Source organism: Lysinibacillus sp. NPDC093712, from assembly GCF_050280025.1.
Taxonomy (GTDB): domain Bacteria; phylum Bacillota; class Bacilli; order Bacillales_A; family Planococcaceae; genus Lysinibacillus.
The window spans coordinates 970491-988353 of the sequence record NZ_JBNNUU010000002.1; the positions used below are offsets into that span (position 1 = coordinate 970491).

Annotated in this window: 15 protein-coding genes; 1 reads left to right on the forward strand and 14 read right to left on the reverse strand. The window is 37.4% G+C overall.

The features are described 5' to 3' along the window. Window positions 1-131: 131 nt before the first annotated feature. The 6 genes from ACQKNX_RS12305 to ACQKNX_RS12330 all read right to left on the reverse strand — a co-directional run bounded on the left by ACQKNX_RS12305 (window position 132) and on the right by ACQKNX_RS12330 (window position 7502). Window positions 132-3518, reverse strand: a complete 3387-nt coding sequence (locus ACQKNX_RS12305; protein ID WP_427429105.1) for a DNA translocase FtsK — start codon at window positions 3516-3518, stop codon at window positions 132-134. A 205-nt stretch (window positions 3519-3723) separates the two neighbouring features. Beyond that, on the reverse strand, window positions 3724-4338 hold the full coding sequence (gene ytpR, locus ACQKNX_RS12310; protein WP_427429106.1) for a YtpR family tRNA-binding protein: 615 nt from the start codon (window positions 4336-4338) through the stop codon (window positions 3724-3726). Further along, the gene (locus tag ACQKNX_RS12315; protein WP_427429107.1) at window positions 4335-5159 is read right to left on the reverse strand and encodes a DUF1444 domain-containing protein; all 825 of its coding nucleotides are present in this window, start codon (window positions 5157-5159) and stop codon (window positions 4335-4337) included. The genes ytpR and ACQKNX_RS12315 overlap by 4 nt, the downstream gene beginning before the upstream one ends. 73 nt (window positions 5160-5232) lie before the next feature. Next, complete coding sequence (locus tag ACQKNX_RS12320) at window positions 5233-5751, reverse strand: hypothetical protein (RefSeq protein ID WP_427429108.1); 519 nt, start codon at window positions 5749-5751, stop codon at window positions 5233-5235. 94 nt (window positions 5752-5845) lie between these two features. Further along, complete coding sequence (locus ACQKNX_RS12325; RefSeq protein ID WP_427429109.1) at window positions 5846-6367, reverse strand: DUF84 family protein; 522 nt, start codon at window positions 6365-6367, stop codon at window positions 5846-5848. 58 nt (window positions 6368-6425) lie between these two features. After that, entirely contained in the window at window positions 6426-7502 is a 1077-nt protein-coding gene (locus ACQKNX_RS12330; RefSeq protein WP_427429110.1) for a M42 family metallopeptidase, read from the reverse strand. A gap of 166 nt (window positions 7503-7668) precedes the next feature. Here ACQKNX_RS12330 and ACQKNX_RS12335 point away from each other — a divergent pair, with 166 nt between their 5' ends. Further along, entirely contained in the window at window positions 7669-7983 is a 315-nt protein-coding gene (locus ACQKNX_RS12335; protein WP_173477578.1) for a hypothetical protein, read from the forward strand. Window positions 7984-8641: 658 nt separating this feature from the next. Here ACQKNX_RS12335 and ACQKNX_RS12340 read toward each other — a convergent pair. From ACQKNX_RS12340 to pepV, 8 genes are all read right to left on the reverse strand, one after another. Next, a complete protein-coding gene (locus tag ACQKNX_RS12340; protein WP_427429111.1) occupies window positions 8642-9868 on the reverse strand; it encodes an ATP-grasp domain-containing protein in 1227 nt (408 codons plus the stop codon). Between the two features lie 100 nt (window positions 9869-9968). Continuing rightward, window positions 9969-10997, reverse strand: coding sequence for a PTS transporter subunit IIC (locus ACQKNX_RS12345; protein WP_427429112.1), 1029 nt, complete (start codon window positions 10995-10997; stop codon window positions 9969-9971). A gap of 476 nt (window positions 10998-11473) precedes the next feature. Then, entirely contained in the window at window positions 11474-12337 is an 864-nt protein-coding gene (locus tag ACQKNX_RS12350; protein WP_427429113.1) for a YtnP family quorum-quenching lactonase, read from the reverse strand. Between the two features lie 21 nt (window positions 12338-12358). Further along, entirely contained in the window at window positions 12359-13006 is a 648-nt protein-coding gene (trmB, locus tag ACQKNX_RS12355) for a tRNA (guanosine(46)-N7)-methyltransferase TrmB (protein ID WP_427429114.1), read from the reverse strand. A gap of 77 nt (window positions 13007-13083) precedes the next feature. Continuing rightward, window positions 13084-14037, reverse strand: coding sequence for a diacylglycerol/lipid kinase family protein (locus ACQKNX_RS12360; protein WP_427429115.1), 954 nt, complete (start codon window positions 14035-14037; stop codon window positions 13084-13086). A 3-nt stretch (window positions 14038-14040) separates the two neighbouring features. Continuing rightward, a complete protein-coding gene (locus ACQKNX_RS12365; protein WP_427429116.1) occupies window positions 14041-15048 on the reverse strand; it encodes a nuclease-related domain-containing protein in 1008 nt (335 codons plus the stop codon). 200 nt (window positions 15049-15248) lie between these two features. Continuing rightward, window positions 15249-16103 (reverse strand): D-amino-acid transaminase, encoded by an 855-nt coding sequence (dat, locus tag ACQKNX_RS12370; protein WP_401020778.1) that lies wholly within the window; start codon window positions 16101-16103, stop codon window positions 15249-15251. A 178-nt stretch (window positions 16104-16281) separates the two neighbouring features. Then, the gene (pepV, locus tag ACQKNX_RS12375; RefSeq protein ID WP_427429117.1) at window positions 16282-17685 is read right to left on the reverse strand and encodes a dipeptidase PepV; all 1404 of its coding nucleotides are present in this window, start codon (window positions 17683-17685) and stop codon (window positions 16282-16284) included. Between the last annotated feature and the right edge of the window lie 178 nt (window positions 17686-17863).

The window sequence follows — 17863 nt, forward strand, 5'->3', positions numbered from 1 at the left end:
GAAAAATACGTACTATGTTAAAACATCTTGTCTATTATAGCACTATTTATGCACAAGGATAAATGTGCAACTTTTCTAAAAAAACTAATTTTGACGAAAGTCAGATAATCTTTACGAAAACACTGCAATTCTTATTCAAACATAGCAATTAAATCTTGTTCGGTAATATAGCTTTCACGTGGTTTACTACCTCTTGCCTCCGACACAAAACCATGCGATTCCAACATATCAATTAATCGTGCAGCACGATTATACCCAATATGATACTTACGTTGAATAAGAGATGTAGAGGCCCCACCTTGCTCATATACAAAACGGCAAACATCCTCAAACAAATCATCTTGCTCTGCCGAAACTTCTGATTTCTTTAACAGTTCTTCTTGGTCGAATATATAATCCGGTTCGCCTTGCTCACGAACATGATCGATAATCGATTCGATTTCGTCATCTGTAACAAACGTCCCTTGCAAACGTACTGGTGCAGACATGCCATTACCTAAATATAGCATATCGCCTCGTCCTAGTAATCGCTCCGCTCCTTGCCCATCTAATATTGTACGCGAATCGATTTGTGAAGATACCGCAAAGGCGATTCGTGTAGGGATATTGGATTTAATAAGACCTGTAATAACATCTACAGAAGGTCTTTGTGTTGCAACAATTAAATGTATACCACAAGCACGTGCCTTTTGAGCAATACGACAAATCGCTTCCTCGACATCAGCAGGCGACATCATCATTAAATCTGCTAACTCATCAATGACAATTAAAATATACGGTAATTTTAAACTATGCTCATTATTTTTATCTGCTAGAGCATTATAACGTGTAATATCACGCGCACCTGCATGAGCAAATAACTGATAACGTCGCTCCATTTCCTCTACTGCCCATTTTAACGCCGCTGTTGCAGCCTTTACATCCGTAATGACCGGACTGACTAAATGAGGAATATGATTAAACGGAGCAAGCTCTACCATTTTTGGATCAATTAGCATCAGTTTTAATTCATGTGGTGCTGCTTTATACAATAAACTAACCAAAATAGAATTGATACAAACAGACTTACCTGAACCGGTCGCCCCGGCAATTAAGCCATGTGGCATTTTACGTAAATCAATCGTGACAGGCTTCCCTGTTAAGTCTAGACCTAATGCCGCTTCTAGTGGTGAATCGGAGTCGAGGAAAGAAGCGCTATTTGTCACTTCTGATAAACGAACAGCACGAGATACTCGGTTAGGAATTTCTATTCCGATAGAGCTTTTTCCTGGTATCGGTGCTTGAATTCGAATGTCCTTTGCAGCTAAAGCAAGTTTTAAATCATCTGCTAAGTTACGAATTTTACTTACCTTCGTACCATGACTTACTGTAATTTCAAATTGAGTTACCGCTGGACCTTGCATAATCGATTCAATTTGTGCTGACACTTGAAAATAAGATAGTGCTTCAACTAGTGTGTCCCCTTGTTGCTCCATCCACTCTGTATCTTGTGTTTTTTCCTCAGGCGGCTCTAAAAATTCATCCGTTGGTATTTGATAAACATGAATAGGCTTTGGAGATTTAACTTCATTTTCTATAGCTTCAACATCAGAAATGACCAATGCATCAGTAAGATTCCCCTCCACTTTTTCCGATTCTTCAATGCTTTGAATTGCAATGGTTTCTTCTGTTTGCTCGGCAAGTGGTACATCATTTTTCACAGACGCTGGTGCTGTATTTTCTTCGATTAGCTCAGCTTCTATTATTGGATTTTCTGCTTGTGGTAAAGCATTTTCTTCAATCATTATTGCGGGCTTATTTTCAATCGTTCCAGCTTCAATCACTGAACTTTCTTCTTGTGGCAGAACATTTTCTACAAACAGCATTGGTGCTGATTCTTCTTCAATTGAACGAGCTTCAATACCTGTAGTTTCTGCTTGAGGTAAAACATTATCTACAAACGTTGTTGCTGCAATTTCTTCCATCACCTCTGCGTCAATCGCTATATTTTCTTTAGTTGGCAAATGTGTCATTGTTGCTACAGGTGACATCGTAATGACAGAAGTATTTTCTGTCTCTGCCTCTCTCGGCGATGGCTCATGATTTGATTGCTCTACTTCAACAATAGGTGAAGGTGTTGGTTTGTCTTCTGACAACGCTACAGCTTCATAATTATCGCGAGTAAACGCACTCTCAGTTTGCTTTTCTTTTGTAGTTGTTTTTGATATCGATTTTAGTTGCTGTGAAATTCGCCATTTCTCTTTATCTGTTTTTAACATTAGAACATTAAATGGAATGCGACTCTTTTCTTGCTGTACAGATGGTTCCTCAACTATTTCTTGATTGACCTCTTCATTAGTTGGCTGGACTACTGTCACTTCCCCAATATGAATCGTAGAATTCTCAATTTGTAATTGTTCCACAACTACTTCTTTCACATGAATTTCAGACTGATCAGCAGAAAGTTGCTCGACAGCAAGTTCTTGCTGTACCGCTTCCTTAATTTGCTCTTCAAAATTCACTGCAAATGATGTCGTTTGTGGTACAGGTAGCTCCAAATTCTCGTCATCTGTTATTTGATTTTGCTCATCAGCTACAACTTCCTCAAATGTAATCGGTTGCTTCGATGGCGCTTCCATATATACTTCATCCATTGATTGGCTTTGCTCAGCTACTTCAACTTCTTCAAATGTAATCAGCTGCTTTGAAGGTTCTTCCGTATTCACTTCATCCGTTGATTGGCTATGCTCAGTTGCTTCAAGTTCCTCAGTTGCACGCGGTTGCTTTGATGGCTCTTCAATAGAGCGAGGTATCTCAAGCAATTCACGGACATCAATGGAGGCTTTGATAGGCTCTTTTTCTACTAGTATATTTTCAATAGGCTCATTTGTTGTCGCTTCTTTTGCAAACTTAGCCACAGAAGGCATTTCGGCTTCCTGTTCTTCCTTCCGTTTATTTAATAACTGCTCGATTGGGCTTGGTTTTGCAAAGCCATAAACTGGTGAAGGGACATCCGTTGGCACAAAACGTTTTCGATTCTGTGGTAAAATGTCTTCCGCTTTACTTTCCTGTTTCACAATTGGCTCTTTTTGAACAGGTTTAGCTTCAACTTGTGCATCGCGAAAAACCATACTTGCTTTAGTTGGATATTCTTGCTGTTGCTTAGGCTGGCTTCGTGTAGTCGTCGTTCTACCAGTTCGCTTCGAACGATTTTCTAATAATTCACGAATACCAGATACCTCTATATCGTAAACACGAGAATCTGCCATTTTATGATTTAAATGTTTTGGTAATGTTAAATCTTCAATTTGTCCATATGAGTCATCCATTTGATCAAACACGTCTCTTGATTGTGAAGCTTGAGGCATATCTTCTTCATCATCAATTAAAGGGAATCGGAAAGTTTTTTGTCTCGTAACCGATGTTTCATTTAACGGCTGTTGGTGATCCGGTTGTTCCTCATACTCCTCATAATATTCATCATATTCATATTCATCTCTATTTAAAATTTTTTCAATTTTCTTTTTAAACCAATTCACGTTGTTTCACTCATTTCTCTTACACTTCATTTATAGCATTGTTTTAGTTTTCAATAATTGACTATTAAAACTAAGTTCAATGTCCACATAAAAAAGCATACCATAAAAATGATATAGAAACTTGTATTTATAGGCCCGAACTAGACAAAAAATCGTTATACCACCAGCTATTGGTAGTCTAACGATTCTTTTACAATTTATATCATTATCGAGTTGGTGTTTCAAACGCGCTGCCTACTACAGCATCCTCAGGTAAAACTAAAATACCTTTTTCAGACGGAGCATTAGGAATGGCTAATTCACGCGCTGAGCATAACATGCCAAATGAATCAACACCACGTAAATTCCCTTCTTTAATAAGCATTCCCGAAGGCATTACAGCGCCAATTTTAGCAACAACTACTTTTTGACCAGCATCAACATTCGGTGCACCACATACAATTTGAAGTGTTTGATTACCTACATTTACAGTACAAATATTTAATTTATCAGCATTTGGATGCTTTTCTTTTGTTTCTACGTAGCCTACAACGAATTTTGGTGTAAAATCTACATTTAGGCTAATCGCAGCGCCATTGCTTTCAATAGCGGCTTCAAGCTGTGCTACAAACTCTGGTGTAAGCTCAACATTTCCTTGCGCCTCTACTTGAACATACTTGCTCGCATTAAATAAGTTAAATGCTTTTACTTCTCCTGTTTGTGCTTCTTTTAAAATGGCGATATCCCCAGCACGTACTACTTCTGTTTTTACAATCGCCTCTGTTGCCAATTGTACTAATAATACGTCTCCTACATGCTCTTTGTTGTAAAATACATTCATTGTTTTTCTTGCTCCTTTTTTACTCTGTTTTTTGCTAGTATAAAGATTGGTTCAAGCTCCCCATCTTCATAAATAAATGATAATGACGTAATTGGTACTGTCCCTACAGCAAAGAAATGCATCGTCATCTGTGCTAATACATCATACCCTGTTTCATTACGAATATCACCTAGTATTAATACATCTTGATGAGGTACAGATACAGTCATATCCCCTTCAATTTTTGCGCGCATTTCTTTTAAAAAGTTTTCGTTTAAAATACGACTAGCATCATAGCCGTCATTTGCATTAACAAAATAAAAGACATTTCCTGCTACTTCATCTTTTTTATAGACGGTTGGTAGCTGCTTGACAGAAAATCGTGCCATCTCTCGTATTTGTTCCACTGTTAATTTTAGTGCTTCTAACATCGATTCATCAATAAAGCGATACGTTTTCCCCAAATCAAGCGCATAGAAAATACGCGTTTCTGCAGTATGCTCTGTCGTGATAAATGCATGTCCTTCTTTTGAAACTTTCGGATACGATGTTGCACGTATAACCGGATAAATTTGCCCTGATTCTTTGAAGCCTCGCTCCTGCTCCTGCTCCATCGCCAAAAAAGTTTGCTCAATCGTATAGACAACTTCTTTAACAGCTGCCTCTTGCTTTTCATTATATTTTGCTAAAATACCTGGTAAAGAGAGCTCCATCCCTTTGCCTATTTTTTTATGATTCAAGCGTAGTTTATCTTGCTTTTTGTCAAATTGAAAATCAAATTTTTGCTCACTTAACTGCTTTTTTAATAGGGACACAAGTTGCTCTGATTTTATTTGTTTCAATTAGCTCACGTCCTTTCTTCATAATAAAACGGCTCACATAATTTTGTGAACCGTTCTGGTCAAAACTATGCAATTATTTAATCTTAACCGAATGAACGATTTTCGTCATCTCATGAAGATTATTTTCAATATTTTTCGCTTGTGAAATGGTTGTCATCTTTACGCCACCACAGCTTACAATTAACTCAAATTCATCTTTGTTATCCGTTTTAGAAACAGCAGCAAAACCGAAAATACCATTCTTTTCGTAGGTAGTTTCATTGATGACTTTTTTTGAGCTATCTTCTTTTAGTAAATTATAATAGAGTTTACTATTAGCTTTTTCACGATCATTGATGAAAAGAATATAAGAATCCATTTCTTTTGATATTAAAATATTATAAGCATCTGAACTATCATCAATTTTAAATTTTGACGGTAAAAACAATTGTATATGACCAATTTTGTCGGTATATGCTTCTGGCTCTTCTGCAAATACTGTTTCCGTTATTTGAAGTCCACTAGCAATTTGTTCATCCACCGATTGATTACAGCCAGAAAGCCCCAATAGTAAAAGCATTATCCCTAGTGCTTGTAGCCATACACGAGACATTTCTATCTTCCTTTCATTGCTAACTTTTTTCTATTTTAAAAAAATTCTACATAAGTTGCAACACTACTGCTCCATTCTCACTAGTTCAAAGACACTATTTTCGCGCTAATGTGAACAAATATTGACCAACAAGCAGCGCGACAATATGCTCAAACATCGTCTGACGAGTCACAATTCCTTGCGTAAAAATACCTACTGCCCCTGCTCCTTGACGAATATCTAATCGCTGAGTGTATCGTTCCATTAAAGGACCTAGCTCCTTGCCTGCTCTTATTTCCTGGGCAATTTCTTCTGGTAAAATAATTTGTGCACCCGCAGCCGTAAATGTAGTCCCGTCGGCTAATGTAAGAGCGCCCCAGTTGCATACGTACATATCACCATCTATTTCCGTAACGCCACCTTCTAGTCCAAAAGAAAGCATAGCACCCGTAGCAATGGATGTATTTTTTGCACGATTGATCGCACCAAGTCTTGTTTCTTCGGTAGTTATTGGTTGATTTGAAACTTGTGAAGGTGCCTTAAAATATGTAAAAGTTACTTTTTCAAAATATTGATTAACAATTGCTTGAACTGACTGGATTTTCGCTTTATTCGTGGTTCCAATCGCTATTTCCATTATATTCCCTCTTTCTTTGCATAGAAAAAGATGCCCTAATAGGCACCTTTTCTTTTACTTATACATTAGCGCGAATCGTTTCTAATGTCGAACGATCAGCTTTTTTCACTAATTCTACGATTAGTTCTTTAGCTGCAGCATAATCATCAATATGAATGATAGATGCTGATGTATGGATATAACGTGAGCAAACACCAATTACAGCACTTGGTATACCGTCATTAGATGTATGTACACGGCCAGCATCTGTGCCACCTTGTGATACAAAATACTGATAAGGAATATGATTAGATTCTGCCGTATCTAACACGAACTCACGCATACCACGATGTGTTACCATTGTACGGTCAAGAATTCGTAATAATGTCCCTTTACCTAGTTGACCAAATTGATTTTTATCTCCAGACATATCATTGGCTGGAGATGCATCTAAAGCGAAAAATAAATCTGGCTTTATCATATTAGCTGATACTTGAGCGCCACGAAGTCCAACCTCTTCCATTACATTTGCACCTGAATATAAATGAGAAGCTAGTTTTTCATCTTTTACTTCTTTCATTAATTCAATTGCAAGTCCACAGCCATAACGGTTATCCCATGCTTTTGCCATAATTTTTTTCGGATTTGCCATCGGTGTGAATGAACATACTGGGATGATTGACTGTCCTAGACGAACGCCAAGTGCAATAGCATCCTCTTTGTTATCTGCACCAACATCAATTAGCATATTTTTAATTTCCATTGGCTTTGCACGTTCAGCATCTGTTAGTAAATGCGGTGGAATAGACGAGATAACACCTGGAATTGCCCCATTTTTCGTGTACACTTCTACACGTTGTGCTAGCATAACTTGGTTCCACCAGCCACCTAGTGTTTGAAAACGAATTAATCCATTATCAGTAATCGATGTAACCATGAAAGCCACTTCGTCCATGTGGCCCGCTACTAGAATTTTAGGGGCATCTGCTACTGCACTATGCTTTACACCAAAAATGCCACCTAAATGATCTTGAATTACCTCATCTGAGTACTTCTGTAGCTCAGTTCGCATAAATGCACGCACCGCATGCTCATTGCCCGGAGCACCAGGTAATTCAGTTAATGTTTTAAATAATTGTAATGTTTCCTCATTCATGATGACTCTCTCCCCACGAAGTAGAATTTTCTTCCTTGCTTATTGTATCATAATTATTTCAGAAGTCGAAATATTGATACATTTCTTAAAAGTCCTTTACAATGAACGTGCTTTCCTTCTTTGTGCTATGCTAAAATAGAGCTATAGGAAAAGGAGGAAATTACCCATGAAATTACGTGATTTTTTAATTGGTGTTGCAACAGGCCTCGCCGCGGCAGTCATTATTAAAGAAGCCAGTGAAAAAGTTTCTCCGTATGTACCCGCAGGACAAGTACTTGAAAACATAAAAAAAGAATTTAAAAAAGATTCGCCAATAGACGGTTCTTGGATTTTTATGAAAACTGACAATTTCACAAACGGATTTATGACTATTCCTGTTTATCGTGGCGGTATTTCACGCATGCACGAAGGTGAAATGCAAACATTCGAGTTCGCTGCAGATGCACGCTCTGGCGTTGTCGTAGAATTGACTGAAGTTTAAACAAAACAAGTTAGAATAGCATGTGGACATTATGATGTCTCCACATGCTATTTTTTATTACTACATAAATTTAGTGAAAGGCTCGCTACTCGCATGGATTTAAAGTTGCTTCGCGGAATTCTCTCCTCGCTCCGCGGAATTCTCTCCTTGCTCTTCGGAATTACTCCCTCGCTTCGCGGAATTCTCTCCTTGCTTCGCGGAATTCACTCCTCGCTTCGCGGAATTCTCTACTCGCTTCGCGGAATTCTCTCCTCGCTTCGCGGAATTCTCTCCTTGCTCTGTGCGTAAACCACGAGGGAGGGTGCCAGGCACTCAAACAATTTACTTTGCTAATCATGAATTTTTTGACTATCCAAGTAAAAATCCACGTAGACTACTACGGGAACAGCACAGCAAGTAAGACGCAACAAACCGCGCGACAGCGAGGGTTGCGGCTTACACTGTGCCCGTGGAAGCGAAGTGGATTTTACGATTTTGGTGCCGCTATTATGCTAGATATCTCTACGCTAAGTGCCAGGCACTCAAACAATTAACGAGGCTTAAGGTGTGTCCTCAAAAAAGCATCTGCCCGTAGCGAAAATCAATAGCAATAGTCGTTCTTCAAACTTTTCTACAATTTAAAAGGAGGTATATGTGTTATACCTCCTTTTAATCAATCTTATTCTTCTAGACCCTTATTATTAAAATACTTTTTATATTTTCGATAATAATTTAAATTGTTTAGTGTAAGCTTTACCCAACGCTTCGCATTCATGTCCTTATTGAAGTAAAGTGAATTTGTATACTTCCCTTCACGAATCAATTTTTGCGCTTCAAGCTTTAGCTTTTCGTTAGAAGCGTATTTAAATAACACGCCCTTCGGAATAATCATCCATAAATGCTTATCCTCTACATACGTTAACTGTTGCTCGATATTTAACATATGGTCGTCCGCAACATATTTCATTAAATTATGTCCACTTGCCGTTACATAATAGCTTGAGCGTCCGTTACGTAAATTTATTTCGAATAATTTATATTGTTTGTCGCGAATGTCGTATTTCATATCGAAATTAGCAAAGCCAGTATAACCGATATCCTCTAAAAAGTGGCGTACTTGATCCATAAGCTCTTTATCGTATGTCGTAACGATGGCTGCATAGCTTCCGATTCCTTCTGGTGAATGCTCTTCTAAAATCGGGTTACCTAGGCACATTAGCTTTACTTTGCCGTCTTTTCCTACATACGCATTTAACACGCGCATATATGAATCATCACCAGGGATAAATTCTTGAATTATCATTGTATCTTGATAAGTCGAGCTATAAATAGCTTTTAAAATTGCACTTTTTTCCGCTTCATCATGTGCAACGAACACCTTTTTCTTCCCTGGGAATTTACATGCCCAATATTCTACTGAATTCGATGCTTTTATAATTATTGGGTAGTTAAACGGTGGCGTAAAGTTTTCATAGTTTTTCGTAGTTACCGTTGTTGTACCTGGATATTTAAAGTCGTACTTCTCACACATTTTATAGAAATTCTCTTTTAATAAAATTTCATCCATTAATGATTCATCAATATATGGTACTGTAAAATGCTCCTGTAGTGCTGGTTTGTTTTTAATGATGAGCTTTGCATAATCATCGCCACAAGCAAGTAGCAGTAATTTTTTATCAGCATATTGTTTTGCGATTTGAGCAAGCGCTGGTGCAAATACGTCCTGTTCATTTAAACGATCAATTTCTTTAAAATCCAAAATATGGCTATCTTGTGTTGCTGTTAAATGTGAACGTCCTAATACAAGTGGCTTAATGCCATATGCCTCATAAAATGCTCGTGCCATGCCGTATGCATTCATATCTGATCCTAATAATACTGGTAAAAATGGTTGCTCCGTTGCCATAATTTATTTCAACTCTCTTTTGTGTTTTAGTATAGCTTTTAGTGTATCATATTTTCCAAAATGTTCACGAAAAAAAAGCCCCCAAACGGAGACTTTTCAATTATTCATAATGCACCTTGTAGTCTTCAGATGTAATCCATTTCAGTTTCATCGAGAAGATTCGTAGTAAGACAACATTTAATACAATCGGCAGAGCGATAAATAATGTAATTGCTATTGTTAGCGTATAAGGAGTCCAACCAACTAAACTTAAATACTTCAACGGGCCAACAAAGCCTCCTAGACCGAAACCAGCGCTGTATGGTGTACCTACAATTTCAAAGAGCCCTGCTAATGCGCCTAATATTCCCGCAGTAATAATCATCGGAAATGCTATTTTTGGCTTCATGAAAAAATTACGCATTTGAATTTTTGCAGATGCAACATGTGCAATGGCAGTACCAATATTATTAGCCTTATAACTGGCAATACACATACCTACACCAGATGCACAAACACCAAGATTTGCTGCACCCGCACCGATGCCTGATAACATAATTACTGTCGCTACACCTATTGTAGAAATTGGTGAAATAATTAATATTGAGAAAATCATAGCAATTAGTGAGCCCATCACCACAGGCTGTAACGTCGTTAAATGCTCAATAATAAGACCAACATATCCTGAGCCTGTTCGCACATATGGTAAAAGGGCGTTCCCGATTAACCCGGGTCCAAACATAGCAAGTGCAGGCATTAATAAAAGTGTAAAGTCTTTAAGCTTATTACCTAAAAATTGCACAAATAACACAGCTAAAGCTGTCGTAATCCCAATATTAATAACAACACCAATACCGGCAATTGTAATGCCTGCATCTGAATCAATTGTATATACACCGCTACCGACAAAAGCGGCTAGTCCAACGCTACATGTTTGGACAGGTGTTAATTTAAAGCAAATTCCTGTCATGACTCCAATAATAACTGGCAGTAGACTCATTGCTAATACGGATGTATTCAAAATGATTTCTAACTGCGGTACATAGGGAATTATTAGTTTTAATATCTCACCTACTAATGCATTGGGAATTAAACAAACAACTATCCCCATGCTCATACCAGTCAGTACATTATTGATAAAATTTTTCATTGTATTTCATTTCCCTTCTGTCAATCTAACGCTCTTTGATGTTATCTCAGTATATTAATATTAGATTAATCAGTCAATATGTAATATTCAGAATATTACATGTTAAAATTGGTAAACAGCATATTATATCACCACTAAGAAAGTAGTCGTTTTCAAATAGCTGAATAACGCAAAAAAATATTTTGAAATACCAACCAAAAATCAGACTTTAGGAAAACTCAAAGAAATCTGTAATTAGTAACTACCTTCCGTTGATTTCAGCTACGTGCGAACGCTTTTTCGCGGGAATATCGTAAGCAACCTTCGCTACTTCGCCGTTTATTGCGTTTTTCATTTTGTGCTGTTTTGAGCAAGAGCCATGCATAGTTTTAAAATAAAAAAGACTATAGACGAGCCTCCAAATTGTTGGGGCTTGTCTATAGTCTGGCATGTGGGCTTTAAAAGTGCTTACGCATTAAGTCAACATATCTTATTGTTTAAAATGTAATAACAGCTTGTCTGCTGCGTTCTAACTTATCAACAATTTCCTTACCAGTCTCATCCCATTTAATCATACGATAATACGCATCATGGTAGAAAATAAAACTGTAGCCGTTTGCTAAGGCTTCTTTCATAAGACGCTCCTTGGCAAATACACTCGTCATCGGATAATCATCATATGCTAAAACCCATAATGGATTTTGATGCGCATGTGTTGGCATAATATCTGCCATGTGCAACATTACTTCACCATTTTGTGTTAGCTTAATAATTGCATGTCCATCACTATGTCCACCTGTGTGAATCATTTCAATGCCAGAAGCAACCTCTAACGTACCTTCATATGTTTCTACTAAATGCTGAACAGGCTCCCAATTTTCTTTCCAATACGTATTCTTAGAGCGAATATTCGGCTCACGCATTTCATCCCATTCAATTTTTGTTACATAAATTTTTGCATTAGGGAATGTAGGGACTAATACTTCATTGTCCCATTGCGTAAGACCACCTGCATGATCGAAATGTAAATGCGTCATTAATATTGCATCGATATCAGCTGTTGTTAAGCCAAGCTCTTGCAAACTATTAGCTAGAGTCGATTCCTCTGTTACGCCAAAGTTGCGCAATTGCTTCTCATTTAATTTGTTAAAACCAACACCCGTATCAATAATATAGTTTTTCCCATCATATTGAATTAAGATAGGCTCTGTAGGTAATTCGATTTGATTGTTTTCGTTTACTGGATATTTGCGTGACCAAAGTGGTTTTGGTACCACGCCAAACATTGCACCGCCATCAAGGCAAGTGACACCCCCGTTTAGCCATGATAATGACATAGTGTGAAACTGTAACTGATCCATCCATACTCCCCCTACTATTTACTATTTTTTAATAAATTGCGATTCTAAACGATAAATCGGCTGTCCTTTAGCAGAAAATTTCTGCTCATATTCTGTCATAACATTATCTTCTGGCATATTCGCATGTAGGTCGAGTGATACATACTTTAATAACATACCATATTCAGACATACTAATTAACGAATACTCAAACAGACCACGGTTATCCGTTTTAAAATGGACTTCCCCATTATCCACTAGAATCGACTCATATAATTTCAAAAAACCCTCGTGCGTTAAACGTCGCTTTGCGTGGCGTATTTTCGGCCAAGGATCTGAGAAATTCAAATACACGCGGTCTACATCATTTTTTTCAAAAAATTTATATAAATCTGCGCCATTTACTTTTAACAAACGTAAATTCGCTGGAGATTTAGCTTCTAATATATTTTCTAAAGCGCAAACGATCACGCTATCATACAGCTCGATACCAATATAATTAATATGTGGATTTTGCAGGGCCATTCCAGTCACAAATTGACCTTTCCCAGTACCTACTTCAATGTGTAAAGGGTGATCATTGCCAAAAACAGCTTGCCAATTTCCTTTAAAGTCTTCAGGATTTGGAATAATCACCTCTGGATGATTTGTAATCATTTCCTCTGCCCAAGGCTTATTTCTTAATCTCAATTTTCTTCCTCATTTCTTAATAGTGAAATTATTGATTTTTTATTAGTATAACGTAAAAACGTCACATTCGCATGAAATTATTGCGAAATGACGTTTTTTGATTTTTCCAATGTTATACATTTCCAGGCTTGTTGTTGCACTGTGCATCGCACGACCGTATCCTGCCCAATCGCCCCAATATAATTTCCATCAGCATGACAATCAACACTATTTGCATGCACAATAATCTCAAATTGTTCACTTTGTAAAAAAGATATTTCTCGAAACTTTGTATGCTTTTCAAAAAAAACAGTGGCGAAAATTAATAGCAACTTTACTCTTGAAATATTGTGAACGATAGTTAATTCAACTTTGCCATCATTTGCTTTAGACATAGGTGAAATTTTCATACCACCGCCAAAATACGGTTGGTTGCTTGTAGCAACAAACCAGACATTTTGAAAGTGAAGCGTTTCATTTTGCGCAAGAACTGTAACATTGAAACATGTAAAGCGAAATAGCCCTCTAACAACCGCAACAGCATATGATAGTTTTCCTAGTCCTATTTTATTGAAATAGTATTTAAGACGCGACTTATTTATTTGCCTTGTGACATAGGCATCAAAGCCGATGCCTGCATTATTGACGAACACTTCGTGTTGAATAGCTCCTAGCTGTAGCTTTCCGATATCCATCAAAGTAGAAGGCATTTCAGTTTTTACATATATTTCAATCTGTTTGGCATTTTTAAATGTTTGAAAATAACGTGCAAAATCATTACCAGAGCCTGCACTAACAACCGCAATAACGACTAAATTATTATGTACAATGCCACTAACAACTTCATGAACGGTGCCATCCCCGCCAACTACTATGATTAACTTTTTTGTTTGGTCTTTTTGCACCCATTGCTTAGCAATTTCTTGACCGTGCCCCTCATATTGTGTGAGCGCGACTTGATAGTCAATGGTTAAATGCTGCTGTAGTCTATTCCAAACAATTTTACCTTTTCCATTCCCTGCACACTCATTAACAATAAATAATACACGCATTTGTTAGTCCTCAGCTTTTGAAGATGTCTGTTGCCAAATATCACGATTAAACGACGTCGTTTGTACGTTATTTAAAATTGTTTGTGCTGCCCGAATTTGCATATGTTTCATAGGTGATGAAACATTTTTCAATGTCTGTAGCCATTCATGATAATTACGACGATCGACTAATCGAACACTAAAAGATGAACCAGGGTAATCAAAATAACCGTTACGTGTTAAAATGACCTTGCGAATCGGCATGTCTATTTGGTCTTGCTTAAATAATTGTGTTAAGACAGATTCCATTCTGCTTAAGCTAATCATCGGGTTCAGTATTTTTGTATCCTTTGTTCCAACTTTTTTCACCCAGAAGCGTTCACTGCCGCCTACGTACACCGCCTGATTCTCTGCTTCAAGCACAGTAATACAAATACATTCTGTTGGTGACATTAACACAACATCTAGCTCGATTGGTGCTTTTCTCACCTGTAAAATCGGATAGTAAAAAACTAAATAGTTATCTGGTAAGTTTTGCAGCAATGTGCGTAACAAAGAATCACGCATAAATCGAGGGTCTACATATGATTTTTCTCGCAATGTGGAGCTTGCCCATTTCATTTGAAAATGAAAAAACTGGTCAATAAACATCCGCTTCAGTTCATGGATGGACTGAGGTGCGTAAACAATATTCGGTTCAAATGATAATGTTGTTTCTTCTTCCGGAATTACATCTTCCTCATTGGCAAATTCGTTCGTAATATCTACTTGCTCAATATCTTCTTGTATTTCTTCTTTTTGGCGCCCTGCAAAAATCTTTTTAAATAATGAGAAGCGCTCCTTTTCATCAAATGAATCATTGTCTTTTTCATTCTCAGTATGTTGCCATTCGGTAATATCTTCTCCTAATTCCCATTGACGTTTAATACGCTCCCATTGACTTTTTTTTAAGCGCACAAACTGTGTAGGATATCTAGCTAAATCAATTTGATAACGTGAAATATAATCTTGTATTTTCACTAATTGTGCCATGTTTAGGTCACTCCAATCTTACTGCTCCATATCAACTTTACCTCATTGCGGTTTTTACCAATACCAATTAAAGGCTCTATCCTTTTTATTTTACATGACGTTTCAGGAGAATACATGCATATTTTGTTCTATAAAAAAGAGCTAACCTAGCAGCTCGGCTATTAACCAAGTTTTAGGTAGCTCTTTTTTATTACTTACTGTTATTTAGCGTTGATTGAAAGTGGTAATTTCGCCTCAAAAGCTTTTTGTAATTTACGAGTCCATTCTCCAGGAACACCTGCACCAATTTGACGACCATCTACATCGATAACGGGTGTTACTTCAGATGAAACAGAAGACACGATAATTTCATCCATTGCTAATAAATCGCCTTTCGTCATAGGCTCTTCAATAACAGGTAAATTAATTTCTGCTGCACATTTTAAAATAACTTGGCGTGTAATACCATTTAAGATGTAGTTATTTGCTGGGTGTGTATACAGTTTACCGGCTTTAATACCGTAAACATTAGCAGATGAACATTCTGTTACAGTATCACCACGGTGTAAAATTGCTTCATAACAGCCTTTTTCAGAAGCCTCTTGCTTTGCAAGCACTGCTCCAAGTAAATTTAAAGACTTGATATCACAACGTAACCAGCGAACATCTTCTACCAATGTTGCCTTAACACCTTTTTCAAAATTTTCAATTGACCGCTCACCAGCTTTAACATTACCTGTTAGGACAGCTGGTACACTTGCATCCGGGAAAATGTGGTTACGAGATGTCGTACCACGTGTAATTTGAAAATAAACATGACCTGTTTCTAAGTTATTTTTTTCGATTAAATCATGCAGTAGTTTGTGTAAAACGTCTTTTGTATAAGGAATGACAAGACGAATTTTTTCGGCACTAGCATAGAAACGATCAATGTGTTCTTGTGCTGTGAACATATTTCCGTTATAAACTTTAATTACTTCATAAATACCGTCACCAAATTGGTAACCACGGTCTTCTGGTGAAACTGTAATAGATCCTTCTTCAACAATTTGATCATTCCATAATGAGTATGCCATGTTCATACATCCTTTTCATTTTTGAGTTATTTTTCGCATTTACAGGTACAGTGTCTCCCATTATACAATAAAGTAAGACTAGAAATAGGAAATCAAAGTACTTATTCAGTGAAGAGCGTTGCACATGACGCTTGTCTACCTATGCGTGTCAAGTCATCACTCTCTTGCTGAATTACATTTACTTCCCTGCAAGTTCAACAATTGCTTCTGCGTAAATAGCCGCAGCTTTTACTAAATTTTCAATGACAACGAATTCATCCGCACGATGTGCCACATCTGGCTCACCAGGGAATAACATACCGAATGCCACACCCTTTTTCATAACGCGTGCATACGTGCCGCCACCAGTAGAAAGGAGCGGAGTTTCGTTATCACCTGTTTGACGGCGATAAACACCGGCTAACGCTTGGATTAATGGGTCATCCTCGCTTACATAATGCGGTTTTGAATCATCTTGAATATCGAGTGAAAATCCTTTATCAGCTGCTAAGCGTTGAGCCTCTGTAATTTTTTCATCAAATGGATAAGTTACAGAGTAGCGCATACTAATTACCATACTGCCACCTTGGGCCACATCATATGCTACAATACCCGGATTTAATGTCGTTTTACCAGACATATCATCCTCAAATTGTAATGCTAGTGCGTTGCCATAATGGTCTTGATGGAATACATCTGCGATAAAATCGACAAATTGCTTACTTCCTTCTGTCGTCAACTCTTGCTGTAAAAATGCTGAAAGGTAAACAGCTGCATTGACACCTTTCTCAGGCTCCATCGCGTGAGCTGCTTTTCCTTTGATAGTTATTATATAGTGAGAACCCTCTATTAATAAAGAGCCTTCTAGCTGATTTTTGCTTAAAAATGTTTGAAAATTCTGTTCGAATTGTCCAGATACGAATTGAATTGTCGCTTTTGCGAAATCTGGTACCATATTTGGACGCTTACCAGCATTAAATAGTAGTAGCTGTTCTTTCGTAGCATCCCCAGTTTTATTTTGAGAGAACACAAGCTCTGCGATGCCCTTTTCGGCATTAATGAGTGGGAAGTCTGCATCTGGTGCAAAACCGAATGTTGGCATTTCCTCATTTTTAAAATAATGGTCGACACAGCGGAAGCCTGTTTCTTCATCCGTACCGATAATCATTCGTACACGTTTGTTTAATTGAATGCCTGCATCTTTCACAAGCTTCATCGCCATCCATGCAGCAATTGTTGGACCCTTATCGTCAATAGCACCTCTGGCAAATAATTTCCCATCGGCAATCGTGCCACTAAAAGGTGGATAAGTCCAATTCGTTTCATCACCTTCAGGCACAACGTCAACATGACATAAAATACCGAGCAATTCTTCACCTTGACCCATTTCAATATGTCCAGCATAATTATCAATATTTTTCGTTTGTAGCCCTTCAGCTTCACCTTTTGCTAACAACCATTCCAGCGCCTTTAACGGTCCATCACCAAACGGCACATCGGCTGTTATCGTTTTTTCATCCAATACACTATTAATTTGCACAAGCTCTTGCAACTCTCTTATTAATTCATCTTGTCTTTCCTTTGCAGCATGTAGCCAATCCATACTATGTACCTCCTCCATTTTATAATAAGATTATTCTACTCTTTACTTAGAAAAATACAATCGTCTTTCTAACTATCATTTACCTATCTTCCCTTTACACTACCACATATAGCATCTTTTACACTAATGTCCACAAAATACAGCCAAATCTTTATGTATATATTGTAAATTTCTATTG